This is a genomic window from Bradyrhizobium sp. KB893862 SZCCT0404, assembly GCF_018130885.1.
In the GTDB taxonomy this organism is placed as follows: Bacteria; Pseudomonadota; Alphaproteobacteria; order Rhizobiales; family Xanthobacteraceae; genus Bradyrhizobium; species Bradyrhizobium stylosanthis.
In genome coordinates this window covers 471,071-494,863 of sequence record NZ_JAFCLT010000004.1, presented here as the reverse complement: position 1 = coordinate 494,863, position 23,793 = coordinate 471,071, and the positions used below count along the sequence as shown (strand labels likewise).

Sequence of the window (23,793 nt, the reverse complement as noted above, 5' to 3'; positions counted from 1 at the left end):
GGCATGATCCCGGCACCATCAGGCGCCACGCGGCTCCATGTCATCGTCGGCGATCCCATCGCGCAGGTGCGTTCGCCGGCTGGCGTGAGCGCCGCCTTCGCCGCGCGGGGGCACGACGCCATCCTCATGCCCGTTCAGGTGGCACCGGTGGATCTGCCCGACTTCCTCTCGGTGGCGACGCGGCTGAAGAACCTCGACGGCATCGTCGTGACCATTCCGCACAAATTCGCCTGCTACCAGGCCTGCGCGAGTGCGACGGCGCGCGCGCATTTCCTGAAAACGGTGAACCTGATGCGCCGGCGCCCCGACGGCGCATGGCATGGCGACATGGTGGATGGTCTCGGCTTCGTCGGTGCCGCGCGGGCCAAGGGGATCGACCCCGCGGGGATGCGGGCGCTGCTTGTCGGCGCGGGCGGTGCGGGCTCGGCGATCGCGCTCGAGCTGGTCGAGGCCGGGGTCAGCGAGCTGGCCATTCATGACAGTCTGACCGAGCGCCGCGACGCACTGATCGGCCGGCTCAACGGCCTTCGCAAAGCGCCCGTGCGCGCCGGCACCGGGGATCCCCAAGGCTTCGATTTTGTCGCCAATGCGACGCCCGCGGGGATGAAGGATGGCGATCCGCTGCCGGTCGATACGGCGCGGCTTGCGCCATCGGCCTATTGCGGCTGCGTCATCACCAAGCCCGAAATCTCGCCGTTCATCGCAGCAGCCCGAAAGCTCGGCTGCGTCACGGGCACCGGCACGGACATGTACCAGCAGCACCAGAGCATCATGGTGGATTTCCTGCTGGGAACGGACGAGGCGTGACCGCTTCTGTCAAGGGCCTTGCCTGGATTGATTGGTGCCGTCGGGACTTGAGCGATGGCGACTGACGTAGGATCATGCACCCCGCGCGAGCCGGTCGCGCAGCAGCAAGAGGAACGTGCAATGATCAAGGGCAGGACAGTCGCGACAGCAGTGATTGGCGCGGCCGCGCTGCTACTCTCTCTGCCCATGGCCGAGGCCGCCACGTGCGGCAACGGGCCCGGCGGGTTCGAGGCCTGGAAGCGCGAGTTCAGCGCGGAGGCGCAAGGAAAGGGCATCGGCCAGACCGCGCTCTCGGCGCTGATGCAGACCAATTACGCCAGCGCCACCATCGCCGCCGACCGCGGCCAGCGCAGCTTTTCGCTGACGCTCGACCAGTTCCTGGCCAAGCGCGGCGCCACCACCATCGTCGCCAAGGGACGGCAGCTCAAGCAGTCGCAGGCCGCCCTGTTCGCCTCGATCCAGCAGCGCTATGGCGTTCCGCCCGGGCCGCTGATCGCGATCTGGGGCATGGAGACTGGCTTCGGCAGCCAGCGCGGCAACCAGAACATGCTGTCGTCGATCGCGACGCTGGCCTATGACTGCCGCCGTCCCGAGTTCTTCACCGACCAGCTCTATGCCGCGCTGAAGCTGATCGACCGCGGCACGCTGTCGGGATCGACCCGCGGCTCCATGCATGGCGAGGTCGGCCAGACCCAGTTCATGCCCAAGAACATCCTGGCCTATGGCACCGGCAATCTCGAGGTCGCCGCCAACGCGCTGAACTCGACTGCGAACTTCCTGAAGGCCCATGGCTGGCGTGCGGGAGCCGGTTACCAGCCGGGCGAGCCGAATTTCGCCGCCATCGAGGCCTGGAATGCCGCCGGCGTCTATCAGAAGGCGATCGCCCTGATGGGCCGGCAGATCGACGAGGGTGGAGGGGCGGCCGCCTCGCGCTGACAGAGCCCGCTTTCGAGCGTCGTCTTCGCTCGAAAGCGCTCCTGCTCAGCAAGGCGTGATGCGTCGATGCGAGAAAGTTGTTGCCATCAGGAACTGACGGCACGAGGTTTGCTTTGATCAGGTTCGGGGCTGGGCATGAGGAGACTCAACGATGGCAACCCAGATCGTGATGGACCAGACTGGCGATACGCGCCACGAGTTTGATCCTGGCAATGCCGAAGCGCTGGCGCGGGCCGAACAGCGTTTTCGGGAGCTGACCGGAGCCGGCTTCACCGCCGCCTACCGCACCGGGCCCGGCGAAGTGACCCGCATCAAATCGTTCGACCCGACCGCGCACGAAACGCTGTTCTATCCCCGCCTGGTCGGCGGCTGATCTGAGCTGCTCATGTTCGCGGCACTCTGGTTCCGCGCGCCCGCGCGTGCCCGTCTGCACGCGCTGCGCGAACTCTACCGGCGCTTCTTCGGCGAGAATACGCCGGATGCGCGCGGGCGCCGGCTTTTGGCCGAATGGCTGACGCCGGAGCAGCGCGCGCAGTTCGAGCAGCACCGGTATTTCGACGTCATCGGTTGCGATACCGGCAAGCGGTATCGCATTCACTACGGCACGGCCGCCAATGTCCATGAGGTCGACGAGGCCGGTCGCGCGACAATGGGATGGTGCTTTGTCCCCACGGGCTTTCTCGTGCCCGGCGACGTCATGCTCGCGCAGAAGATCGCGCTCGAGACGGACGAAAAGGGAGCGCTCGCGCTCGCCAACAGGTTTCCGCCGGCGACGCATTCAGAACATTTCTACCGGCGGCCCTTCTAGGACGCAGGGGTACTCACGAGAACGCGTGGCACTCAGTAATGCGTGGTGCGATAGGCATCCAGCGCATGCGCCGCGAAGACGCCGACGCTGCAAAGGGCGAGAAGGGCGGAGATCACCTCGATCATAGCTCATCCTCCCCTAGCGGCTGGGCGACGAGTTGCTGGCAGCAGGCGTAATCGTAGATGAGGTCGAGAAGGAATTGCATGGTAGCCGTCCCTGTATTTATTTTGACAACGACTTAACCGGCCATCTGTTTCAGGCGTGTTTCGTCGCACAGGGAAAGGGGTTTCGCGGGGAACCCCGGGCTGGTTTGTGCACCGCAGAGCCGCTACATCTCGCATTTAGTTAATCTTTGAGCCGCCCGCGCACGGCGGGGCGGTGCATGACATTGCGAGGCAAAATCATGGCGCAGGTCGAGTGGTTCGACGATCTCACCATCGGAATGCGGTTCAAATCGCCCGAATTGGTGGTCACCGAAGCGGACATCAAGCGCTTCGCGGCCGAGTTCGATCCGCAGCCGATGCATCTCGACCATGAGGCCGCCAAGGCGACCCTGTTCAACGGGCTCGCTGCCTCTGGATGGCACACCGCCGCCATGGCCATGAACCTGGCGATCCAGACCCGCCCCTTCGGCCCGCATCCGCTGATCGGTGCCGGCGTCGACGGGCTGCGCTGGACCATGCCGGTACGGCCCAACGACCGCCTGCACCTGGTCGGGGAAGTGATGAGCCTGACGCCCTCGAAATCGAAGCCGCAGGGCATCGCGTTGGTGAAGTGGACCATGTTCAACCAGAACGGCGAGGAGGTTTACACCTTCACGCCGATCGCCATCGTGCCGCGGCGCGCCTAGGGCGCGAGCCGCGCGCCTTGCCCGCCGGCTGAAACCCTTGCGGGTCGTCGGCAGAGGTGGTCATCTCGGCGTGGGGAACACGCTGGAGGCCGACATGAAGCGAGTCTTTCTTGCCGCCGGATTAGTCGCTGGCGTCATGGGCGCAGCCGCCTTGAGCGGGGGACCTGCGCTGGCGCAACAATCGAAGGTCGGCGACTGGACCATCGAGAAGCGCACGCAGGACACGCATTGCAATGCGAGCCGGGGCTACAAGGACAAGGAAGACGAGAACCGCGACTACGTCATCGTCATCACCTATTCCGACAAGGCCATCGTGATCGTGATGATCTATGACGGCTGGGAGTGGGACAAGGTCGGCGAGATCCTCCGCGCCGATGTCGGCACCGACGATGCCGACATCATGAAGAAGGCGAAGTGGGAGGTCATGGACAAGACCACCGTGCGCGGCATCTTCGAATACGACCAGTCGATCATGGATCGGCTCTCGAAGGCCAAGCGGCTCACGCTCGACTTCGAGGATGACGAAGACGACAGCATCGAGATGCAGATCCCGCGCGCCGGCGAGGCGCTCGCCGCGCTGAAGTTCTGCGAGGAGAACCGGAAGTAAACTGTCGGCTCAGGCACAGCTGCCGTAGTGTGGGCAAGGCCGCGCAAGCGGCGTGCCCACCATCTTCCGAATTGGTGGGCACGCTACGCTCTGCTCATCCTGCGAGAGTTGATGGCGAGGCAAGCGCTCGCCGCAACGGGAATTGGTGGCAACAAAGCGCGCGAGCGGCGCGCGCGTGATCCAGTCCACACAGCGCGGTTGCTGTTCGCATTAATCCTAGTCTTTGGCAAAAACGTCCAAGCCGCATCCTGCGGTTGCCATTACGCAAGGACGATGTTCGATATTCCAGCATTGCGCTGTCGCATCTTTTTCTCGTCCCGGGCGGCGATTGGCCGGCCTGTTCCTTCCACCATCCTTGTTATATGCGCTCGCCCGTCTCGTCAGCGGGGCAGCGTGCCGTTCGCATCGTCGCTCCGATGACGATCCTGCAGGCAGGCCGGTTCTCCTCGCTGGTCGGCGAGATCTACGATGCAGCGGCAGACCCCGCGCTGCGTGGCGCCGCATTGGAGCAGGTTTCGAATTTCGTCGGCGGCTGTGCCGCGACGATCCTGTCCAGGGATTCAGCCAGGCTCTCCATCGAGATTCACCAGCATTTCGGCGCGGATGCAAGGTTCCGCCAGCTCTATCGCGACCGCTATGTCGAGCTTGATCCGCTGCTCGACCGCCACTTCGATCTCGCAACCGGGCGTACTGTCGGCGTGACCGACATCATGCCCCATTCCGACTTCGTGGCGACCAGCTTCTATCGCGAGTGGGTGGAGCCGCAGGGCGCGACGGACCTGGCGACCGTCACGCTCGAGCGATCGCACGCGCGCGTCACGATCCTGCAGGTGTTGCGTCACCGTTCCCGCGGGCTCGTCGACGAGACGATGCGCGAGCGGATGCGGCTGCTCGCGCCTCACATCCAGCGCTCGCGTGCCATGGGCCGCCAGATCAGGGCGCGTTCGCATACCGTCGACGATCTCGCTGATGTGCTGGACGGACTGAGCACGGCGATCTGCCTGCTCGACGCCGAGGGCCGGGTCGTGCATGCCAACGCGGCGTGCCGTCAGCTCTTCGCGGATGCGGATCTCTTCGCGATGATCGGCGACAGGATCGTTGCACGCAACACCCAGGCCGACAAGATATTCCGCAGCCTCTCCGAAATCTTTGCGAGCGCCGAGAACGACTCGGCCCGTAGCCGTCAGATCAATCTGGTCACGTCGTCCAACGGACATCATTATCTGCTCCATGCCTTTCCGTTGAAGCGGGAAGGGCATGCGCCGCGGGATATGGCTACGACCGTGCTCTTTGTTCAGAGGGCCACGATGCTGCCGTCGCTGGTGCCCGATGCGATCGCGGCCGCGTTTCGGCTAACGCCATCCGAATTGCGCGTGCTGATGGCCATCGTCGAGATCGGCGGCGTTCCCGACATCGCGGCCAGGCTCGGCATTGCCGAAACGACGGTGAAGACGCATCTCGGCCGGCTGTTCGAAAAGACCGGCGCCGGCAGGCAGGCCGATCTCGTCAAGATCGCCGCCGGCTTCGCTGTGCCGTTCGCGCAGCCGACCAGCAGCAGCGACGACGTGGTGTGATCCATTTCACAGCGCAAGCTGTGCGCTCGCGCAATCTCAATGCATTGTGATGCACGCGGCTTCCAGGTCCTCCGAACGCAGGACGCGGGTCGCTTAGGACTTTCGTATATGGCGCCACGCGAAGGAGAGCAGCATGCGTAACGGAGGCAATGCGCGATGCGTATCGAGCGCGGGCGCGGCGGGACCTCGGCGCATCGCCGGACTTTGTTTGTCGGTTGGAGATATTGCAGTGAGCGGCAAGAACGATTTTTCCATTTTCAACGTTTCAACGGACGACATTCCCGAAGACGAGCGCGTGCCGCTGCTGCGCGAATTCTACTGCCGCGGCGTGTTGAAGGCGGAGGTCGAGGCCAGGGACGGAAAGCCGGCCGCGGCGAGCTTCACCTCCCACGTTCTGCCGGAAGCCCAGTTGCTGATCGGAGGCATGTGCGGCGCGCGGGTCATTCGAACGAAGCAGCTGATCGCCGATGGCGACGACAGCCTTGCCCTGATCGTGAACCGGTCCGGCGTTCTCGGGATATCCGAGCGAGGCCGCGATCTGAAGCTTCACGCCGGAGAGGCGGTCCTGACGAGCGCGGAGGACGTCACCACCTTCGAGCGGCTGTTGCTGGGAAGCGGTTTCTCGCTGCGTGTGCCGAGACGCGTGCTGGCTCCGATGATCGTCGACGTCGACGATGCGGTGATGCGGGTCATTCCGGAGGACACGACCGGTCTGCGGCTGCTCGTCGACTACGCCATTGCGCTGGTGCACGAGCGGGCGCTGGCGGTCCCTGCGATGCGCCAGCTCGGCGTCGCCCATCTGCACGATCTGCTGGCGCTCGTTCTCGGTGCGACGGATCATGCCCGGGACGTGACCGGACGGCGCGGTGTCAAGGCGGCGCGGCTGCAGCGCGCGAAGTTCCTCATCGCCAACAATTGCTGGCAGCAGGACCTGTCCGTGGCCAGCGTCGCGCAGGAGCTCGGCGTGACGCCGCGCTATCTCCAGCGATTGTTCGAGGCCGACGGCAAGACCTTCTCGTCCTTCCTCACCGAGCAGCGCCTCAAGCGCGCCCATCGCATGCTGCGCGAGCCGGATTTCGCGGCGCGCCCGGTGAGCTCGATCGCCTATGACGTCGGCTTCGGCGATCTCTCTTATTTCAACCGCTGCTTCCGGCGGGCCTACGGCGCAACGCCGAGCGATGTCAGGAGCGGCGGCGCGTTCTAGCCGCTGCGACTGAAGTCCCGCCAGCCGTCGATTTCAATCAGCGAAAGGGATTTGACATGATCCTTGATCAAGGAGCCATGACCGCGAAACGTGCGGTCTATCGCAGCCTCGTTCTCGCAAGCCTGTTGCACGGATCGCTTGCCCTGGCGGGAACGCCCGACGAGATCCGCGTCCCCGGCGAGATTCCCGGCGCTGCGCTCCACGCCGAGGGCGCGCAGATCTACGAGTGCCAGCGTGATGCCGAACACCAGCTCGTGTGGCAGGCGCGCGAGCCGGCCGCCGCGCTCATGGATGGCGACAATTCGGTGGGGCGCCACTACGCGGCCCTGCATTGGGCCGCGGTGGATGCGCGCACGCTGGTGTGGGAGCACAAGGACGGCAGTGCGGTGAAAGCCAGGATCGTGGCGCGCGCGGCGGGCCGCACCGGCGACGATCTTCCCTGGCTGAAGTTCGGCGTCGTCACCCAGACCGGCAACGGCCTGTTCTACGGCGTGACTCACGTCCAGCGCATCAACACGCAAGGCGGGATGGCGACGGGGCCGTGCACCGAGCCGGGCGCCTATCGCAGCGTGCCGTATTCGGCCGACTACGTGTTCTGGCGCGCCGAGTAAGTGGTGACGCCGCGTCTCGTGCGTTGAGTTGGAGTGTGGAATGCGCCGTTTCTTCTTTGATCTCCTGGTCGACAATGTCGTGAAGATCGATCCGGGCGGCATGGTCTTCGAGCAGCCCAAGGCGACGTTCGTCGTGGCCGACGAGATGGCGCGGCATCTCTTCGTCTGGCGTGACGATCTGCGCGATCGCGACGCCTGGATCCGCGTGCGTGATGCGGGCGGCCGCGAGATCTACCGTGCCGCGGTCTGGGCGGAGAGCGCCGAGAAGGCGGGCTGGGACCAGGCGTGAGCGGCAAGGCCGTGTGGCAAGTCTGCATCAGGTCCTGACGACGCGCATTCGGTTCGTTCTGGGCCGAGAGCCGGTCGCATCCGTCCAAGTCGGAAGCGACGCTCCTTTCTACCTTGGCGATCAGCGAATCCCAATTCGCATGAGTTGGCCTCCTTCGATCGAGGGAGGCGCGCCGCGTCGCGTCCGTGCCGCTTCGTGGTTTCGATGAAGGAATGAGGGCAATGACGTTGAGGGTTCGGAGTGACGTGGTGCGACAGAGCTCGGTGTGGCGATCATTGCGCGTGCTCGCGCCCGCAGCTTTTCTCGCGCCGCTGCTCGTGGCCGAACGCGTAGAGGCGGCCTGCACGCCGGCGGCGCCTGTCAGCAATACGACGATTACCTGCTCCGGCAACAGTCAACAGAGTGCCAGTACCGGCTATGGCGTGGGCACCGAGCAAAACAACAACTATCAGATCGAGGCGGGCGCGAACGTTCATGGGAATGCCTTCGGCATCCTGAGCGGGAACAACAGCACCGTCGTCAACGCAGGCATGATCGATGGAAACAGCGCGGTTGGTCTGCAGGGCTCGGAGAATCTGAACGTATCGAACCTCGCCGGGGCCACGATTGCCGGCTTCCACGCCATCGTCGCGTCCTCGTTGAGCCTCACCAACGCAGGCACGATCAAAAGCGAGGCCGGCGGACGCGGCAGTGGCCTCGAGGTGAGGGGGGCGGTCACACTGAGCAATTCAGGCGGCATCGTTGGAGTGGGGCCCGACACGATCGGAATTCACGCGGACACGCTGAACGTGACCTCGAATACCGGGAGCATATCGGGTGATGCCATCGCAATCTCCGTTGACAGCTCTGCTGCCATCGTCAATGGCCTCAGCGGCAGGATCTTCGCGATCGGGGCCAGCGGCATAGCCATCTCGTCCGGGGCTTCCGGCACGGTGCGGCTGGACAATGCGGGCGAGGTTTCGGCCGCTTCGGCGGGCATCGCCGCGGGTACCGTGGTGGTTTCTTCGAACACCGGAACCATCGCCGGGATCGCGATGGGCATCCAGGGCGACAATGTCACGGTCGCCAACGGCAACGGCGGCAACATTCTGGCGACCGCTGTGAACGGCTCGGCCATCAATGCGCTGACGGCGAACGTCATGAATGCCGGCGGCATCACGGCCGACGCGACCGGCGGAATCGGTATTCTGGCCGGGGAGGTGCAGGTCACCGCGAACACCGGAGCGATCCGGGGCGAGGAGCATGCGATTTCCTCCGGGACCGGCGCCGTTACGGTCACCAACAATGCCGGCGGAACGATCAGCAGCACCAATGCCAATAGTGTGGCCATCCGCGCGGAGACGGACGCGATCGTCAGCAATGACGGGACGATCACCGGAGGGGGAGGTGCAATCGATGCACATGCGGGAAATGTGGTCCTGACCAATGGCGCCGCGAGCGTCATCTCCTCCAGCGGCAACGCGGTGTCGGCGGATGGCGACAACACGTTGGGCAAAGGCAACCTCACGATCGCCAACGCCGGCGTGATCCGCACCACCTCGTCCCTTGCCGGTGTGATCTTCGCCAACAATCTTGCCGACGTCACCAATTCGGGGACCATTGCCGGCGGCTCAGCCGGCATCGACGGCCTGAACGTCAAGCTGACGAACCTCGCCGGCGGCACCGTGACCGCACATAACAATGCGGTCTTCGCCGCGACCTCCGCCGCGATCACCAACGCAGGAAACATTACGGCCGACGGCAGCACTGGCGATGCCATTGTCGCCAATGCCGGAGACGTAACCCTGCGCAACAGCGGCACGATCACCGCGACCGAGTTTGGCGTCCACGCCGGCAACACGGCAAACGTGGTGAACAGTGGCACCATATCCAGCGGCTCGACGGTGATCTTTGCCAACACCGTCAACGTAATCAACACCGGGTCGATTTCGACGACGATCGGCTTCGGCATGAGCGGCGTCACCGTCAACCTCGACAATTCCGGAACCGTGATGGCAGACCGCGGCATCAACGCGATCCTCGGCAACGTCAACAACTCCGGGACGATCATCGGCCGGAGCGCCGCCATCAATGCCAACACCGCCAACGTGACCAACACAGGCCTGCTTCAGGCCTCGACGGCCAATGGCGACGGCATCCTGACGACGCAGGCCAATGTCAACAATTCGGGCACCATCATCGCCCGGCGCGGGATCACCTCGTCCGACGGATCGAATATCACCAACTCCGGCACGATCACCGGGACCGGGGGCGTCGCGATTCAGCTCTCCAACAGGGCCGACACGCTGACGCTGCTGCCGGGCTCGAAGATCAACGGCGTGGTCGACTTCGGCTTCGGCAATGACGTCGTCAACGTCAACCTCGCGCCGACCAGCAGGGTGTCGTCGCTGACGACGATCACCCTGCCGATCTTCAGAAATTTCAACGGCACCATCAACACGATCACGTCCGGAGGCGCCTTCAACGGTCCGTCGGTCGCCTCCGGCACCACGCTGGCGACGCTCGATCCGACGGCGCCGGCGCAGACCGACCGCACGCTGATGGATTTCACCGGTGGTGTCTCCTCGCTCGTGCAGGGCCGCCTGAACGGCGGCACCGCTTCCGCTGGCAGCAACATGATGGCGATGGCCTATGCGCCCGAGACGGCGCGGGCCGGTTCCTTTACCAAGGCGCCGCGCAGCCTCTGGACCGATCCGGCGCCGATCACGGTCTGGGCCAACTCGTTCGGCGGCCAACGCATTCAGGACGAGACGGCTTCGACCTTGCGTGCGAGCTCGACGTCATGGGGCGGGGCGATCGGCATCGACCGCAGGCTGCAGCCGAACTGGCTGGCCGGCGTGTTCCTCGGCGGCGGGCAGGGCGCGCTCTCGGTCGATCTCAACTCGCAGTCGGTCGACACCAATTACGTGTTTGCCGGCGCCTATAGCCGCTTCGAATGGGCTGCGCAGTTCTTCGACTTCACCATCCAGGGCGGCAATGCCGACAACCGATCGCGCCGCCTGGTGTTGAACAACGCCGTCGTCGGCGGCATGGAGACGGCGACCGCGAACTACAGCGGCTGGTATGTGAGTCCCGAGGTCGCCTACGGCTACAGGCTCAATATCGGCAACGGCTATGTGCTGACGCCGACGGCGCGGCTGCGTTATGTCGCCGGCCGCTTCGACGGCTACAGCGAAACGGGCTCTGCGCAAGGCCTGTCGGTCGGGGGCCGAACGCTGCAAGATTTCGAGGAGCGAGGAGAGGTGGATCTGTCGCGCGTGACCAGCGCTGCGGGCGGCGAGCTGAAGGCCAACGTCCATGGCGGCGTCATCGCGCTTCAGCGCGTCGGCGACACGGCCGTCAACACGGTGCTGCTCGGCCAGACCCTGTCCTTCGTCACGCCCGGCAGCCGCAGCACGGTCGGTGCCGTCGCCGGCTTCGGCTTCGACTACCGCACGACCACGAACGTGTCGGTGTTCGGCGCGGTCGAGGGCATGATGATGTCCGACCAGAGCCGCACCGGCACGGCGAAGGGTGGTGTTCGCGTCGCGTTCTGAGCCGGCACCAGCCCTGGCGGTCTGAACGCGGCGTCCGCCGGCCGGGCACCATCCGCCCGGCCGGCACCTCCTCCGATCGGAGGATGGCGCATGCTGTGGTTGTGCTATCGTCGGTGACATTGATCACTCGGGCGATTGACAGCGATGCAAGGACCTCGAAAGCTGCCGGACCTGGTCGAGTCCATCTACGACGCCGGGCTCGATCCCGCGTTGTGGAACAACGTCGTCACCGGCATCCGTGATTTCGTCGGCGGTCAGGCCTGCGGGCTGTTCTCCAAGGACTCCATCAGCAAGTTCGGCGTCACGCATTATTATTGCGGAGCGGATCCGCACTACATCCAGCTCTATTCCGAGACGCACTCGAAGTTCGACCCGCTGACGGTCCTGCCGCCGCACGGACGGATCGTGAGCATCCCCGATCTCGTCGATTTCGATGAGTACCGGCGCGGCCGCTTCTATCAGGAATGGATGCAGCCGCAGGGCTGCAGCGATGCTGCCAACGTCGTGCTCGACGCGTCGAACGCGAGCTGCCCGGTGATGATGACGGTGTTGTCGGGGCGGCGCATGGTCGATCCCGCGATGAAGCACCGTCTCTCGCTGATCGTCCCGCACGCCAGCCGCGCGCTGCTGATCAACCGCGCCATCGATGCGCGATTGACCCTGGCGACGGCGCTGGCCGACGTCCTCGACAATCTGGCCTCCGGCGTCTTCCTGCTCGATGCGTCCTGCCGGATGGTGCATGCCAATTCCGCCGGACATGATCTGCTCGCAGCCGCCGAAGTCGTGCGCTCCGTCGCCGGGCAGCTCGTGACCTGCAGCCTGGAGGCCAACCAGATGCTTCGCGAGGCGTTCGCGGCGCATAGCGAAACGGCCTTGCTTGCGGCGAGGGGGAACGCGATTCCGCTGCTCGCGCCGTCAGGCGAGCGCTACGTCGCGCATGTCCTGCCGCTGTCGTCCGTGCTGCGCAACGGCAGCGAGCGGGTCGCCGATGCCGTCGGCGCGCTGCTGCTGCGCAAGGTCTCGCTTCAGGGGCAGTCCTACGGCGAGCTGGTCGCGCGGACGTTCGATCTCACGCCGGCCGAGCTGCGCGTGTTCCTGTCGATCGTCGAGGTCGGCGGCGTTCCGGAGACGGCGGCAGCGCTCGGCATCGCGGAGACGACCGCGAAGACGCATCTGCACCGCGTCTTCGCCAAGACCGGCGTGTCGCGGCAGGCTGACCTGGTCAAGCTCGCTGCGGGCTTTGCCAATCCGCTCGTCAACTGAGCGGCACATCGTCGCCGGAGTTGAACCTTTTGCTTTCTCGATAGACTCACAGAGGCCGCCGGGCACGAACACATTTCGCCGTCTCCCTGCTTGACCTCTGGCTGTTCCGATGCCCCGACGTCCCAAACATTCCGAGCTGATCGAGAGCATCTATGACGCCGGTCTCCACCCTGAGTTGTGGAGCGACGTGATCGTCATGGTTAATGATTTCATCGGCAGCCGGGCCTGCGGACTGATCTCGAAAAATCCGGTGAGCAAATCAGGCGCGACGCATTTTTATTGCGGGGTCGATCCGCACTACATCCAGCTCTACGCCGAGACCTACGCCCAGTACGACCCGCTGGCGAGGCTCCCGCGCTACGGCGAGGTGCGCAACATCCCCGACCTCGTGGACTTCGACGAATATCGCCGCGGCCGCTTCTATCAGGAATGGCTGCGGCCCCAGGGCTGCGCCGACGTCGCCAACGTGGTGCTGGAGCAGTCGGCCTCGGCGTGTCCGATGCTGCTGACCGTGATCCCGGGCAGGGACATGCTCGATGCGGAGAAGCGGGCGCGGATGCAGTCGCTGGTCGCGCATACGAGCCGGGCCCTCCTGATCAACAAGGCCATCGAGCGGAAGCAGCAGCGCGCGATCGCGCTTGCCGATGTGGTGGACCGGCTCGCCGCCGGCGTCATCCTGCTCGATGCCGCCTGCAACATCGTCCACAGCAATCCGGCCGCGGAGGCGCTTCTGACTGAGGCCGATGTGTTGCAGTCGGTCTCAGGCCGGCTCATGGCGCGATCGTCCGAGGCGAACCGGGATTTGCGCGACATCTTTCGTGATGCCGGGCAGGTCGCCCTGGCGGCGGCTGCCGGCCGAAAGATCCCGCTGATGTCGCGCAGCGGTTCCTACCATGTCGCGAACGTCATCGCGCTGCCATCGCTGCTGCGCGAGGGGGCTGCGGACCGCTGCTCGGCCGTCGGCGCCCTGTTCGTCTGGCGGGCCGAGCTCGACGGCCGCTCGGGCGCCGGCCTCATCGACCGCACCTTCGACCTGACGCCTGCCGAGCTACGGGTCCTGCAGTCGATCGTCGCGGTTGGCGGCGTGCCGGAGACGGCGATCGCGCTCGGCATCGCCGAGACCACCGTGAAGACTCACCTGCATCGCGTCTTCGCCAAGACCGGCGTGTCGCGCCAGGCCGATCTCGTCAAGCTCGCCGCGGGATTTTCCAATCCGCTCGTGCACTGACGGCCGCCCGCCGTCGCAAACGAGTCGCGCCAGCGCGCGATAGGTTCAATCAGCAGCATCATTTGAAAGTTATCGCGCCTCATTCGATCGAATGACGCGATTGGCGGCGTTCTCTTCTAGAGACACGTCACACGATTTCTTGTGCGGCGGTCTCGATGTTCGTGTGAAGCAACTCACAGCGGGCGGAAGTCAATTCCGTCAGTCTCTCGTACCATTGAGAGGAGAGTGTCATGCGAATGGCGTCAGCTGGTTTCACCGCAGGGTTTCGCGGCATCGTCGCGCGCGTTGGTGCTGCCATTCGCAGTCAGCGCGAGATCGACGCGCGGCGCGCCTTGCAGCGCTATCGCCATTTGCTGGGCGAGCCGCGCGACACATTGCTTTTGAGTGAAGTCATTCCGGTCAGCAACGAAGAGGACATTTCAGGACATGCCAACCGATCTGATGCGTGCGAGCGCGCCGCCGGCCACTCTACATTCGAACGGGCGTAATGCCAACATCGTCGCGATCGCACTCACCGCGGCGCTCGTCACGCTTCAGTTGATCGGGTTGGCGATGCTGGAACGCTCCCACGCCCACGCCATGCATGTGTCCTTTCCGCGCGAGCCCGCCGTCTGCACCGAGAGCGCCAGCGCCGCGGTCTCGCACATCCCCTACGATTGAGCGGAGAACGGCCGTGCCCGATGTCACCACCCTCATGCTGCTCAGCGTCGCCGTGTTCGCCGGCGCCTTCGTTTCGGGTCTCTCGGGCTTCGCCTTCTCGGCGGTCGCAGGCGCGATCCTGCTCCGGGTGTTTCAGCCGCTCGAGGCAGTGCCGCTGATGATGGCGTGCAGCATCGGCGTGCAGGCGACCAATCTGTGGGCGCTCCGCCGCAACATCCGCTGGGAAGGCAGTCTGCTGCTGATCGTCGGCGGATTGATCGGCGTTCCCATCGCGGTGTCGCTGTTGCAGTCCACCGACACGCATCTGCTCCGGCGCGGCTTCGGCATCATCGTCTCGCTCTATGCGGCCTACATGCTGCTGCGGCCGACGCTGGTGACGGCGGGCGAGGCCGTCGGCCGCCACTGGGTCGCGCTGATCGGATTCGGGGGAGGGCTGGTCGGCGGCCTCACGGCGATGCCGGGCGCGATCCCGACGATCTGGTGCGACATGCGCGGCATGCCCAAGAGCGAGCAGCGCGGCCTGGTGCAGCCGTTCATCGCGGCGATGCAGGTGTTCGCGATCGCGCTGCTGGTCGGACACCAGGACCTGTCGTCGAAGGTCTTCGTCGATCTCGCGGTCAGCCTGCCGGCCCTGTTCGCGGGATCGGCGTTAGGGGTGATCGCCTTTCACAGGGTCAACGAGACGGTCTTTCGCAAGACCGTGCTCGTTCTGTTGCTGATCTCGGGGATATCCCTGATCTAGTGCCCGGGACTGGCGACTGAGCCCTGGACCGGCGCCGCGCTGATGTCGCTGCCGTGATGCACCAGCGGCTTGTTGCCGGTGACGGTCCGCAGCAGCACGTAGAACACCGGCGTCAGGAACAGGCCGAACACGGTGACGCCGATCATGCCGGAGAACACCGCAACGCCCATCGCCCGCCGCATCTCCGAGCCGGCGCCGGTCGAGAGCACCAGCGGCAGCACGCCCATGATGAACGCCATCGACGTCATCAGGATCGGGCGAAGCCGCAAGCGGCTGGCCTCGATCGCGGCGCGGATCGGCGTGCGCCCTGCGAATTCGAGCTCGCGCGCGAATTCGACGATCAGGATCGCGTTCTTGGCCGAGAGACCGACGAGCACGATGAGCCCGATCTGGGTGAAGACGTTGTTGTCGCCCTTCGAGATCCAGACGCCGAACATCGCGGCGAGCAGCCCCATCGGCACGATCATGATGATCGAGAGCGGCAGGGTCAGGCTCTCGTAGAGCGCGGCCAGCACCAGGAACACCAGCAGGATCGCCAGCGGGAACACCCAGAGGCCGGAATTGCCGGCGATGAACTCCTGATAGGTCAGGTCGGTCCATTCGAAGGCGAAGCCGGGCGGCAGCACCTCCGCCGCGATCCGCGTCGCCGCCTCCTGCGCCTGGCCCGAGGAGAAGCCGGGTGCAGCCGCCGCGTTGATGTCGGAGGACAGGAAGCCGTTATAGCGGATCGCGCGCTCCGGCCCCGCGCTCTGGCGGATCTTCAGCAGCGCCGACAACGGCACCATGTCGCCGGACGACGAGCGCACCTTCAACTGCCTGATGTCGTCGGCGCGGGCGCGGAACGGCGCGTCGGCCTGGACCCGGACCGAATAGGTGCGGCCAAACTTGTTGAAGTCGTTGACGTAGTAGGATCCGAGGTAAATCTGCAGCGTGTTGAACACCTCGGTCACGGGCACGCCAAGCTGCAGCGCCTTGGTGCGATCGATGTCGGCGAACAGCTGGGGCACGTTGACCTGGAAGCTCGAGAACACGCCGGCGATCTCCGGCGCCTTCTGCATCGCCGCCATGAAAGCGTTGGTCGCCTCGTTCAGCGCGTCATAGCCGAGACCGGCGCGGTCCTCGATCTGCAGCTTGAAGCCGCCGATGGTGCCGAGGCCGTTGACCGGCGGCGGCGGGAACATGGCGATGAAGGCTTCCTGGATGCCCGCATACTTCTTGTTGAGGTCGGCCGCGATGGCATTGCCGCTCAGGGCCGCGCCCTTGCGCTCGTCGAACGGTTTCAGCGTCGAGAACACGATGCCGGCGTTGGAGGAGTTGGTGAAGCCGGAGATCGACAGGCCGGGGAAGGCGACCGAACTCTCGACACCGGGCTGGGTCAGCGCGATGTCGCTCATCTTGCGGATCACCTCTTCGCTGCGGTCGAGCGTGGCGCCATCGGGCAGGCGGGCGAAGCCGACCAGATATTGCTTGTCCTGACCCGGCACGAATCCATCAGGCACCTGCTGGAACAGGAGTGCGGTCAGGCCGACGAGCAACACATAGAGGCCCATCACCGCGGCCTTGCCGGAGATCACCTTGGTGACCGTGCCGCTGTAATTCTCCGAGGAGCGCGTGAAGGCCTTGTTGAAGCCGCGGAAGAACCAGCCAAGGCCCTTCTCCATGACGATCGTCAGCTTGTCCTTGGGTTCGTTGTGTCCCTTGAGCAGCAGCGCCGACAGCGCCGGCGACAGCGTCAGGGAGTTGACGGCGGAGATCACGGTCGAGATCGCGATCGTCAGCGCGAACTGCTTGTAGAACTGACCGGTCAGGCCGGAGATGAAGGCCAGCGGCACGAACACGGCGATCAGCACCATCGCGATCGCGATGATCGGCCCCGACACCTCGCGCATCGCCTGATAGGTGGCATCGCGCGGCGACAATCCGGCCTCGATGTTGCGCTCGACGTTCTCGACCACGACGATGGCGTCGTCGACGACGATGCCGATGGCGAGCACGAGGCCAAACAGGCTGAGCGCGTTGATGGAGAAGCCGAACACGTGCATCACCGCAAAGGTGCCAACGATCGACACCGGCACGGCCAGCAGCGGAATGATCGAGGCCCGCCAGGTCTGCAGGAACAGGATCACCACCAGCACCACCAGCGCGATCGCCTCCAGCAGGGTGTGAATCACCGCCTCGATCGAGGAGCGCACGAACTGGGTGGGGTCGTAGACGATCTGGTAGGACACGCCCTCCGGCATGTTCTTCTTGATCTCGGCCATGGTCGCGCGGACGTTGTCGGAGATCTGCAGCGCGTTGGAGCCGGGCGCCTGGAAGATCGGGATCGCCACCGCCTGCTTGTTGTCCAGCAGCGAGCGCAGGCCGTATTCGGAGGCCCCGAGCTCTATGCGCGCGAGGTCGCGCAAGCGCACGACTTCGCCGCGGCTGCCGGTCTTGACCACGATGTCGCCGAACTGCTCCTCGTTGGCGAGGCGTCCTTCGGCATTGACCGAGAGCTGGAGGTCGATACCCCTAACGTTCGGGGAGGAGCCGACGACGCCCGCGGCGGCCTCGACGTTCTGCGCCTGGATCGCCTTGACGATGTCGCTCGCGGTCAGCCCATGCTCGGCCGTCTTCTGCGGATCGACCCAGACCCGCATCGAATAGTCGCCGGCGCCATAGAGCTGCACGTCGCCGACGCCGTCGATCCGCGCGAGGCGGTCCTTGACGTTGAGCACGGCGTAATTGCGCAAATACGTCATGTCGTAGCGGCCGTTCGGCGACAGCAGATGCACCACCATGGTGAGGTCGGGCGAGGACTTCTTGGTGATGATGCCGAGCTGGCGCACCACCGCGGGCAGGCGCGGCTCGGCCTGCTGCACGCGGTTCTGCACCAGCTGCGTTGCCTTGTCGGGATCGGTGCCGAGGCGGAACGTCACCGTCAGCGTCATCGCGCCGTCGGTGGTCGCCTGGCTCGACATGTACAGCATGTTCTCGACGCCGTTGATCTGCTCCTCGATCGGGGTCGCCACCGTCTCCGCGATCACCTTGGGATTGGCGCCGGGATAGGTCGCGCGCACCACGACGGAGGGCGGCACGACATCGGGATATTCCGAGATCGGCATCGCGAACAGCGAGATCAGGCCGGCAAGGAAAATCAGGACTGAGAGAACGCCGGCAAAGATCGGACGGTCGATGAAGAACTTCGAGAGATTCATGGCTTTGCCCCTGGGCAATATCGTGGTCGTCTCCCCACAGCTCCGCCGTCATTCCGGGGCGCGCGAAGCGCGAACCGGAATCTGGAGGTGATGTGGTCGGAGTTCAGTAACTTCGAGATTCTCAGGTGCGCAATTGCGCACCGTAGTTCGCGACTTCGTCGCGCCCCGGAATGACGTCAGGTATCAGCGTTGCACCACGTCCTGGTTGCTGTGGTTGGAAGCCTGCTGCCCGCGCGCGCCCATGGCCGCCACCTCGGTCTTGAGGAGGGCACCCGGTCGCACGCGCTGCAAGCCGTTGACGACGATGCGGTCGCCGGGCTTCAGGCCCGCAGTGACGATCCGCAAGCCATCCACCGCGCCGCCGAGCGTGATCGGCCGATAGACCGCGCGGCTGTCGTCACCGACCGCCATCACGAACTTCTTGTCCTGGTCGGTGCCGATCGCACGCTCGTCGATCATCACCAGCGTCTGCTGCGCCGGCTGGCCCATGCGCACGCGGGCGAACTGGCCGGGGATCAGACGCCCGTCGTCGTTCCGGAACACCGCGCGGACGCGGATGGTGCCGCTCTGGCCGTTGACCTGGTTGTCGATGAGCTGGATGTGGCCCTTGGCCGAGAGCCCGCCCGAGGTCGCCATCTCCACCGGGATCTGGTCGAGATTGCCGCGCTTGCCGGAGCCGTCCGCGATCGAGTTCAACGCGTGCAGCACGACCTCCTCATCCGCGTCGAACGAGGCGTAGATCGGATTGACCGAGACCAGCGAGGTCAGCACCGGGGAGGCGGTGCCGGCGGCGACGAGATTGCCGACGGTGACCTCGATCTTGCCGACGCGTCCGTCCACGGGCGCACGCACCTCGGTGTAGTCGAGATTGAGCTTGGCGGTCTGGAGCGTCGCCTCGGCGGCCTTCACATTGGCGATCGCCTCGCGATTGGCATTGTCGCGCTGGTCATAGTCGCGCCGGGTGACGACGGCGTTGCCGACGAGCTGCGCACCGCGCTCGAGTTCGCTCTGGGTGAACACGACGCGCGCTTTGGCAGCTTCGAGCTGGGCCGCGGCCTTGTCGACCTCCGCCGCGTAAGGTGCCGGATCGATCTTGAACAGCACGTCGCCGGATTTCACCAGCGCGCCTTCGGTGAAGTTGGCGGAGAGGATCGCGCCCGCCACGCGGGGACGAAGCTCGACACGCTGGATGGCTTCGAGCCGGCCGGAGAAATCGTCCCACAGCACGGTCTGCTTCGGCTCGATCAGCGCGACCGTCACGGGGACGGCCTGTTCAGCCGCGGCCGCCGTCGCGGTGGCCTGTGCGGCATGAAAGTAGTGGCCGGTCGCGATCGAGCCGGCTACGGCGAGGGCGCCCACGATGGCGGCGCCGCCGAGAAGGCGGCGGAAACGGCCGGCGCGGGAGGTATTTTGGGAGGGGGGCATTTACGCGCTCCAGATATGTAGTGTTCACTACAGATGTGGAGCTGGATATCGCAGCGCAAGATACTTATGTACCGTTCACTAAGAAAATTGTAGCCGCTTACCGCAAGAATGGGAAGGCGAAAGAGAAAATAAAGCGAGAACAAATAGATAGCATCAGGCGTTAATTGGGGCGAAGCGCCGATTCTGAGGAGACCGAAGTCATGGGCATGGGACGCCCCCGCGAATTCGACGCCGAAATGGCGTTGGACCAGGCGATGGAAGTGTTTTGGCGCCATGGCTATGAGGGCGCCACCATCGCTCAGCTCACCGAGGCCATGGGCATCAACCCGCCGAGCCTCTATGCCTGCTTCGGCAACAAGGAAGGCCTGCTGAAGGCCGCGCTCGATCGTTACACCAAGCTGCGCGGCGCCTGGATGGACGAGGTGGTCGCTGCCCCAACCGCCCGCGACGTCGCCGAGCGGATGCTGATGGGCATCGCCGACAAGCAGACCGATCCCGCCAATCCGCCCGGCTGCCTGCTCGTGCAGGGCGGCATCGCCTGCGGCACCGGCTCCGAGAACGTCCCCTTCGAGCTCGCCGCCCGCCGCGCCCAGAACGAAGACCAGCTCCGCGACCGCTTTGTCCGTGCCAAGGCGGAAGGAGACCTCAAGGAGAGCGCCGATCCCGCAGCGCTCGCGCGCTATGTCTCGGCCGTGTCGGTCGGCATGGGCGTGATGGCCTCCTCGGGTGCAGACCGCGAAGCGCTGCGGCAAGTTGCCGATGTCGCCGTGCAGGCAGTGGCAGCGCAGTCGGCCGACAGAACCTAGCTATCTCGCAGACAGCGACGGCGGTGGCACGAAGCCGCCGAACTCGCGCTCGATCAGTCCGGCCAGCGCGATCGTCGTGCGGTCCTCCAGATACGGCCCGATGATCTGCACCCCGACCGGCAGGCCGGACCGCGTGCGCTCGATCGGAACGGCGGTCGCCGGCAATCCGCAGGTCGAAGCGGGGTCGGCCCAGATGAAGCAGGCGTCCGAGTAGTTGTAGGGTGTGCCGTCGATGTCGAGCTGCCGCGCGTCGAACGGCTCGGACTGGTCCTGCGGAAAGGCCGGCACGGCGGCGGCCGGGTAGATCACCGCGTCGAACGCGCGGAAGAGCTGATACCACTTCTGTTGCAGCTGCAGGCGTGCGGCATCGGACGCGAGCCACTCGCGATGAAGCGCGCCCCAGCCGCGGGCGCGCTCGGCTTGCAGGCTGCGGTCGTCGGGCGAGAGTGCCGCCGCTGCGCCTTGCGCCTCGGCGAGAGCGGCCGGCGTCAGCCGCGGGCTGCGTGCGCCGTTGAGCAGCTTCATGTAGAGCCGCGCGGAGTCCGCAAGATCGGGCAGCGACGTGCTCGAACGTGCGACCCGAGCGCCCGATTTGTCGAGCCGGTCGGCCAGCCGCCCGATGGCTGAACGTACGGCGTCCCCCGTCGGCATCAGCGGATGCGTGTCGATCACGAGGATCCTGAAATCCCTGAGCTGGTCATGACGTGGCGCGGGCAGCGCGAGGCGATAACCGATGCCGTCGCGCGTCTCATCGGGGCCGGCAATCACGTCGAGCGACAAGGCGAGATCCGAGGCGGTGCGCGCCATCGGCCCGACGACGGCGAGATCGCCCTGGCCGGGGACGGGCAGTGCGGGCGGCAGGCTGTAGCCGCGCAGCGGGACGAGGCCGAGGCTCGGCTTGTGTCCGAACACGCCGCAGAAATGTGCGGGCACCCGGATCGAGCCGCCGATGTCCGAGCCGATCGACAGCGGACTGAAGCCGGCGGCCAGCGCCGCGCCGCATCCGCCCGACGAGCCGCCCGGCGACCGGCCGAGATCCCACGGGTTGTTCGTCGTGCCGTAGATCTCGTTGTAGCTCTGGAAATCCCTGAGGCCGATCGGGATGTTGGTCTTGCCGATGATGACGGCGCCTGCCGCCTTCAGCCGCGAGACGAGCAGGGCGTCCTCCGCCGGCCTGAAATCCCTGAAATGCGGAAAGCCCCACGTCGTCGGCAAACCGGCGACGTTGAACGGTTCCTTGAGCGTGACGGGAATGCCGAGCAGCGGCCGCCGCTCGCCGCGGTCAAGCGCGGCATCGGCGGCGCGCGCGGCGTCCCTCGCGCGGTCGAAATCGCGCACGACGATCGCGTTGATGGGCCCGTCGAGTGCCTCGATGCGCGCAATGGTGTGGTCGAGCAATTCCGAGGCGGAGATTTTGCGGGCGTGCAGGGCGCCAAGCAGCGTGCTGATCGAGCCGTAGTTCAGGTCAGCGGCGTCTGCGGTCATCATGAGCTCCATTGTGGCGGCTGAGACTCCGTAGCCCGGATGGAGCGCAGCGCAATCCGGGACCGGTCCCGCCGCGATGCGGGACCCGGATTACGCTGCGCTCCATCCGGGCTACGAAGCCGCAATTTGCGGGAGCATGCAATGTCGAGCGCGGGATGAGGAGACGGCGGAACGGGAACCAGACCTGTCCGCCGGTCGGGACGGGGGCGTGCATATTTGTAATCTAGGGGAGGCCGTCATGGCCGGGCTTGTCCCGGCCATCCACGCCTTGCTACGCGGCACGAAGAACGTGGATGCCCGGGACAAGCCCGGGCATGACGACCTCATTTGGGGTGGCGAAACGCGTCAAATTGCCGAGAGCTGGACTCAGGACGCTTCCTTCAGCACCGGCGAAGCCGCTTCCTCCGCCTTCAGCTCCTCGAGACTGCGATGCCTGGGCTCGATGCCCATCGCCCAGACCGTGATGATCTGCACCACCAGGAGACCGATCATCAGCGCCATCACGCCGGCGACGCCGCGCGACTCGAACAGCGAGACCACGAGGAACGGCGTGACGATGGTGGCGCCGCGTCCCAGCGTGTTGACGATGCCGGAGGCGCGCAGGCGGACCTCGGTCGGAAACAGTTCGGGGATGTAGATGCCGAACAGCAGCGCGACCAGGACGTAGATCGGCACGGTCAGCGCGAAGCCAACGGCCGGCAGCAGGATCGGATCCGAGATCATGGGATAGACGATGCCGAGCGCCACCGTGATCAGCGAGGCGCCGATGATGGTCGGCTTGCGGCCCCAGCGGTCGGCGGTCAACGCACCGATGGCCGAGCCGATCGGCGCGCCGAGCGCCATCAGCAGCGAGTAGCCGAACGAGGTCGCAACCGAGAGGCCCTGCTTGACGAAGAACACCGGCAGCCAGGTCACGAAGCCGTAAAGGAGCGTGTTGATCGTGATCAGGCAGACCGAGCCGACGATCATCCGCGACAGAAGGGGCGAGGTGAACAGCGTGCCGAGATCGGCGGCGACGGGCACTGAGGTGACGGGCGCGGGCGCCGGCAAGGGCTGGCCTTGCGCCGCCTCCTTCTCGATGGCCTGCATCAGCGCTTCCGCTTCAGCGGTGCGTCCCACCGCCTCCAGCCAGCGCGGCGATTCCGGCAGCGACTTGCGCATGTACCACACCACGAGCGCGCCGACGCCGCCGAGCACGAACATCGAGCGCCAGCCGAATTGCGGCACCAGCACGGAAGCAATCAGCAGCGCGACGGGCAGGCCGGTGACGACGCAGACGGTGGTGAAGCCGAGCCATTTGCCGCGGGTGCGCGCGGGCACGAATTCCGTCATCGTCGAATAGCCGACGACGTTCTCGGCCCCGAGGCCGACGCCCATCACGAAGCGGCAGGCGATCAGGAAGGCCATGTTCGGCGAGAACGCCGCGGCGAGGGAGGCGAGACCGAAAAGCAGCAAATTGAATTGATAGGTGAAGCGGCGTCCGTAGCGGTCGCCGAGGAAGCCGGTGCCGAACGATCCCAGCATCATGCCGACGAAGGTCGCGGAGATGAAGGCGGCGTTCTGGGCGAGGGTCGAAAAGCCCGTCTTCAGCGTCACGCTGAGCACGGTCCCGGCGATGTAGATGTCGAACCCGTCGAAAAACATGCCGATGCCGATCAGCAGCATGATGCGGCGATGGAATGGTCCGATCGGCAGCCGATCCAGACGGCCGCCCGCGTTCACCGATGTCGACATATACGCTCTCCCTTGACTGTTCGTTCTGGTT

21 protein-coding genes are annotated in these 23,793 nt (G+C 65.5%); 17 read left to right on the top strand and 4 right to left on the bottom strand.

All coding sequences use genetic code 11. The features are described 5' to 3' along the window. The first annotated feature begins 3 nt into the window (after positions 1-3). The 16 genes from JQ617_RS20225 (at position 4) to JQ617_RS20150 (ending at position 15,115) form a co-directional block, all read left to right on the top strand. The gene (locus JQ617_RS20225; RefSeq protein ID WP_212027897.1) at positions 4-807 is read left to right on the top strand and encodes a shikimate dehydrogenase family protein; all 804 of its coding nucleotides are present in this window, start codon (positions 4-6) and stop codon (positions 805-807) included. A 120-nt stretch (positions 808-927) separates the two neighbouring features. Continuing rightward, positions 928-1,743, top strand: a complete 816-nt coding sequence (locus tag JQ617_RS20220; RefSeq protein ID WP_063684919.1) for a lytic murein transglycosylase — start codon at positions 928-930, stop codon at positions 1,741-1,743. A gap of 151 nt (positions 1,744-1,894) precedes the next feature. Beyond that, complete coding sequence (locus tag JQ617_RS20215) at positions 1,895-2,116, top strand: hypothetical protein (protein WP_063684528.1); 222 nt, start codon at positions 1,895-1,897, stop codon at positions 2,114-2,116. A 12-nt stretch (positions 2,117-2,128) separates the two neighbouring features. Continuing rightward, on the top strand, positions 2,129-2,551 hold the full coding sequence (locus JQ617_RS20210) for a hypothetical protein (RefSeq protein ID WP_063684527.1): 423 nt from the start codon (positions 2,129-2,131) through the stop codon (positions 2,549-2,551). 403 nt (positions 2,552-2,954) lie between these two features. Next, complete coding sequence (locus tag JQ617_RS20205; protein ID WP_212027825.1) at positions 2,955-3,401, top strand: MaoC family dehydratase; 447 nt, start codon at positions 2,955-2,957, stop codon at positions 3,399-3,401. Positions 3,402-3,495: 94 nt separating this feature from the next. Continuing rightward, entirely contained in the window at positions 3,496-4,008 is a 513-nt protein-coding gene (locus tag JQ617_RS20200; RefSeq protein ID WP_212027824.1) for a hypothetical protein, read from the top strand. 416 nt (positions 4,009-4,424) lie between these two features. Further along, on the top strand, positions 4,425-5,582 hold the full coding sequence (locus tag JQ617_RS20195; RefSeq protein ID WP_212027823.1) for a helix-turn-helix transcriptional regulator: 1,158 nt from the start codon (positions 4,425-4,427) through the stop codon (positions 5,580-5,582). A 229-nt stretch (positions 5,583-5,811) separates the two neighbouring features. Further along, positions 5,812-6,786, top strand: a complete 975-nt coding sequence (locus tag JQ617_RS40365; protein WP_212027822.1) for a helix-turn-helix transcriptional regulator — start codon at positions 5,812-5,814, stop codon at positions 6,784-6,786. 77 nt (positions 6,787-6,863) lie between these two features. After that, on the top strand, positions 6,864-7,397 hold the full coding sequence (locus JQ617_RS20185; protein ID WP_249157270.1) for a DUF3455 domain-containing protein: 534 nt from the start codon (positions 6,864-6,866) through the stop codon (positions 7,395-7,397). Positions 7,398-7,437: 40 nt separating this feature from the next. Next, on the top strand, positions 7,438-7,686 hold the full coding sequence (locus JQ617_RS20180; RefSeq protein ID WP_145658623.1) for a DUF6894 family protein: 249 nt from the start codon (positions 7,438-7,440) through the stop codon (positions 7,684-7,686). Between the two features lie 221 nt (positions 7,687-7,907). Then, positions 7,908-11,222, top strand: coding sequence for an autotransporter domain-containing protein (locus tag JQ617_RS20175; protein WP_212027820.1), 3,315 nt, complete (start codon positions 7,908-7,910; stop codon positions 11,220-11,222). Positions 11,223-11,366: 144 nt separating this feature from the next. Then, positions 11,367-12,485: a helix-turn-helix transcriptional regulator gene (locus JQ617_RS20170; RefSeq protein ID WP_212027819.1), complete on the top strand. Its 1,119-nt coding sequence runs from the start codon at positions 11,367-11,369 to the stop codon at positions 12,483-12,485. 109 nt (positions 12,486-12,594) lie between these two features. Beyond that, positions 12,595-13,713 carry a helix-turn-helix transcriptional regulator gene (locus JQ617_RS20165; protein ID WP_212027818.1) on the top strand — a complete coding sequence of 373 codons (1,119 nt, stop codon included), beginning with the start codon at positions 12,595-12,597 and terminating at the stop codon, positions 13,711-13,713. Between the two features lie 230 nt (positions 13,714-13,943). Then, a complete protein-coding gene (locus JQ617_RS20160) occupies positions 13,944-14,201 on the top strand; it encodes a hypothetical protein (RefSeq protein WP_212027817.1) in 258 nt (85 codons plus the stop codon). Next, entirely contained in the window at positions 14,140-14,373 is a 234-nt protein-coding gene (locus tag JQ617_RS20155) for a hypothetical protein (RefSeq protein WP_212027816.1), read from the top strand. The genes JQ617_RS20160 and JQ617_RS20155 overlap by 62 nt, the downstream gene beginning before the upstream one ends. A gap of 13 nt (positions 14,374-14,386) precedes the next feature. After that, positions 14,387-15,115 carry a sulfite exporter TauE/SafE family protein gene (locus JQ617_RS20150; RefSeq protein ID WP_212027815.1) on the top strand — a complete coding sequence of 243 codons (729 nt, stop codon included), beginning with the start codon at positions 14,387-14,389 and terminating at the stop codon, positions 15,113-15,115. On the opposite strand, the gene JQ617_RS20145 is transcribed toward JQ617_RS20150, so the two are convergent. After that, positions 15,112-18,312 carry an efflux RND transporter permease subunit gene (locus JQ617_RS20145; protein WP_212027814.1) on the bottom strand — a complete coding sequence of 1,067 codons (3,201 nt, stop codon included), beginning with the start codon at positions 18,310-18,312 and terminating at the stop codon, positions 15,112-15,114. The genes JQ617_RS20150 and JQ617_RS20145 overlap by 4 nt on opposite strands. Positions 18,313-18,495: 183 nt before the next feature. Then, positions 18,496-19,737 (bottom strand): efflux RND transporter periplasmic adaptor subunit, encoded by a 1,242-nt coding sequence (locus JQ617_RS20140; protein WP_212027813.1) that lies wholly within the window; start codon positions 19,735-19,737, stop codon positions 18,496-18,498. A 200-nt stretch (positions 19,738-19,937) separates the two neighbouring features. Between JQ617_RS20140 and JQ617_RS20135 the strand changes: the two genes are divergently transcribed. Further along, positions 19,938-20,543, top strand: a complete 606-nt coding sequence (locus JQ617_RS20135; protein WP_212027812.1) for a TetR/AcrR family transcriptional regulator — start codon at positions 19,938-19,940, stop codon at positions 20,541-20,543. On the opposite strand, the gene JQ617_RS20130 is transcribed toward JQ617_RS20135, so the two are convergent. After that, positions 20,544-22,028 (bottom strand): amidase, encoded by a 1,485-nt coding sequence (locus tag JQ617_RS20130; protein WP_249157268.1) that lies wholly within the window; start codon positions 22,026-22,028, stop codon positions 20,544-20,546. Between the two features lie 366 nt (positions 22,029-22,394). Further along, a complete protein-coding gene (locus JQ617_RS20125) occupies positions 22,395-23,762 on the bottom strand; it encodes an MFS transporter (RefSeq protein WP_212027810.1) in 1,368 nt (455 codons plus the stop codon). Positions 23,763-23,793: the final 31 nt, after the last annotated feature.

What these genes read in the sequence shown, in the direction of transcription:
- JQ617_RS20185 (WP_249157270.1), top strand. Translation starts at nt 6,864, where the DNA reads ATGACCGCGAAACGTGCGGTCTATCGCAGCCTCGTTCTCGCAAGCCTG.
- JQ617_RS20145 (WP_212027814.1), bottom strand. Translation starts at nt 18,312, where the DNA reads ATGAATCTCTCGAAGTTCTTCATCGACCGTCCGATCTTTGCCGGCGTT.
- JQ617_RS20210 (WP_063684527.1), top strand. Translation starts at nt 2,129, where the DNA reads ATGTTCGCGGCACTCTGGTTCCGCGCGCCCGCGCGTGCCCGTCTGCAC.
- JQ617_RS20215 (WP_063684528.1), top strand. Translation starts at nt 1,895, where the DNA reads ATGGCAACCCAGATCGTGATGGACCAGACTGGCGATACGCGCCACGAG.
- JQ617_RS20180 (WP_145658623.1), top strand. Translation starts at nt 7,438, where the DNA reads ATGCGCCGTTTCTTCTTTGATCTCCTGGTCGACAATGTCGTGAAGATC.
- JQ617_RS20195 (WP_212027823.1), top strand. Translation starts at nt 4,425, where the DNA reads ATGACGATCCTGCAGGCAGGCCGGTTCTCCTCGCTGGTCGGCGAGATC.
- JQ617_RS20175 (WP_212027820.1), top strand. Translation starts at nt 7,908, where the DNA reads ATGACGTTGAGGGTTCGGAGTGACGTGGTGCGACAGAGCTCGGTGTGG.
- JQ617_RS20165 (WP_212027818.1), top strand. Translation starts at nt 12,595, where the DNA reads ATGCCCCGACGTCCCAAACATTCCGAGCTGATCGAGAGCATCTATGAC.
- JQ617_RS20220 (WP_063684919.1), top strand. Translation starts at nt 928, where the DNA reads ATGATCAAGGGCAGGACAGTCGCGACAGCAGTGATTGGCGCGGCCGCG.
- JQ617_RS20130 (WP_249157268.1), bottom strand. Translation starts at nt 22,028, where the DNA reads ATGACCGCAGACGCCGCTGACCTGAACTACGGCTCGATCAGCACGCTG.
- JQ617_RS20205 (WP_212027825.1), top strand. Translation starts at nt 2,955, where the DNA reads ATGGCGCAGGTCGAGTGGTTCGACGATCTCACCATCGGAATGCGGTTC.
- JQ617_RS20135 (WP_212027812.1), top strand. Translation starts at nt 19,938, where the DNA reads ATGGGCATGGGACGCCCCCGCGAATTCGACGCCGAAATGGCGTTGGAC.
- JQ617_RS20200 (WP_212027824.1), top strand. Translation starts at nt 3,496, where the DNA reads ATGAAGCGAGTCTTTCTTGCCGCCGGATTAGTCGCTGGCGTCATGGGC.
- JQ617_RS20225 (WP_212027897.1), top strand. Translation starts at nt 4, where the DNA reads ATGATCCCGGCACCATCAGGCGCCACGCGGCTCCATGTCATCGTCGGC.
- JQ617_RS20160 (WP_212027817.1), top strand. Translation starts at nt 13,944, where the DNA reads ATGCGAATGGCGTCAGCTGGTTTCACCGCAGGGTTTCGCGGCATCGTC.
- JQ617_RS20170 (WP_212027819.1), top strand. Translation starts at nt 11,367, where the DNA reads ATGCAAGGACCTCGAAAGCTGCCGGACCTGGTCGAGTCCATCTACGAC.
- JQ617_RS20125 (WP_212027810.1), bottom strand. Translation starts at nt 23,762, where the DNA reads ATGTCGACATCGGTGAACGCGGGCGGCCGTCTGGATCGGCTGCCGATC.
- JQ617_RS20155 (WP_212027816.1), top strand. Translation starts at nt 14,140, where the DNA reads ATGCCAACCGATCTGATGCGTGCGAGCGCGCCGCCGGCCACTCTACAT.
- JQ617_RS20140 (WP_212027813.1), bottom strand. Translation starts at nt 19,737, where the DNA reads ATGCCCCCCTCCCAAAATACCTCCCGCGCCGGCCGTTTCCGCCGCCTT.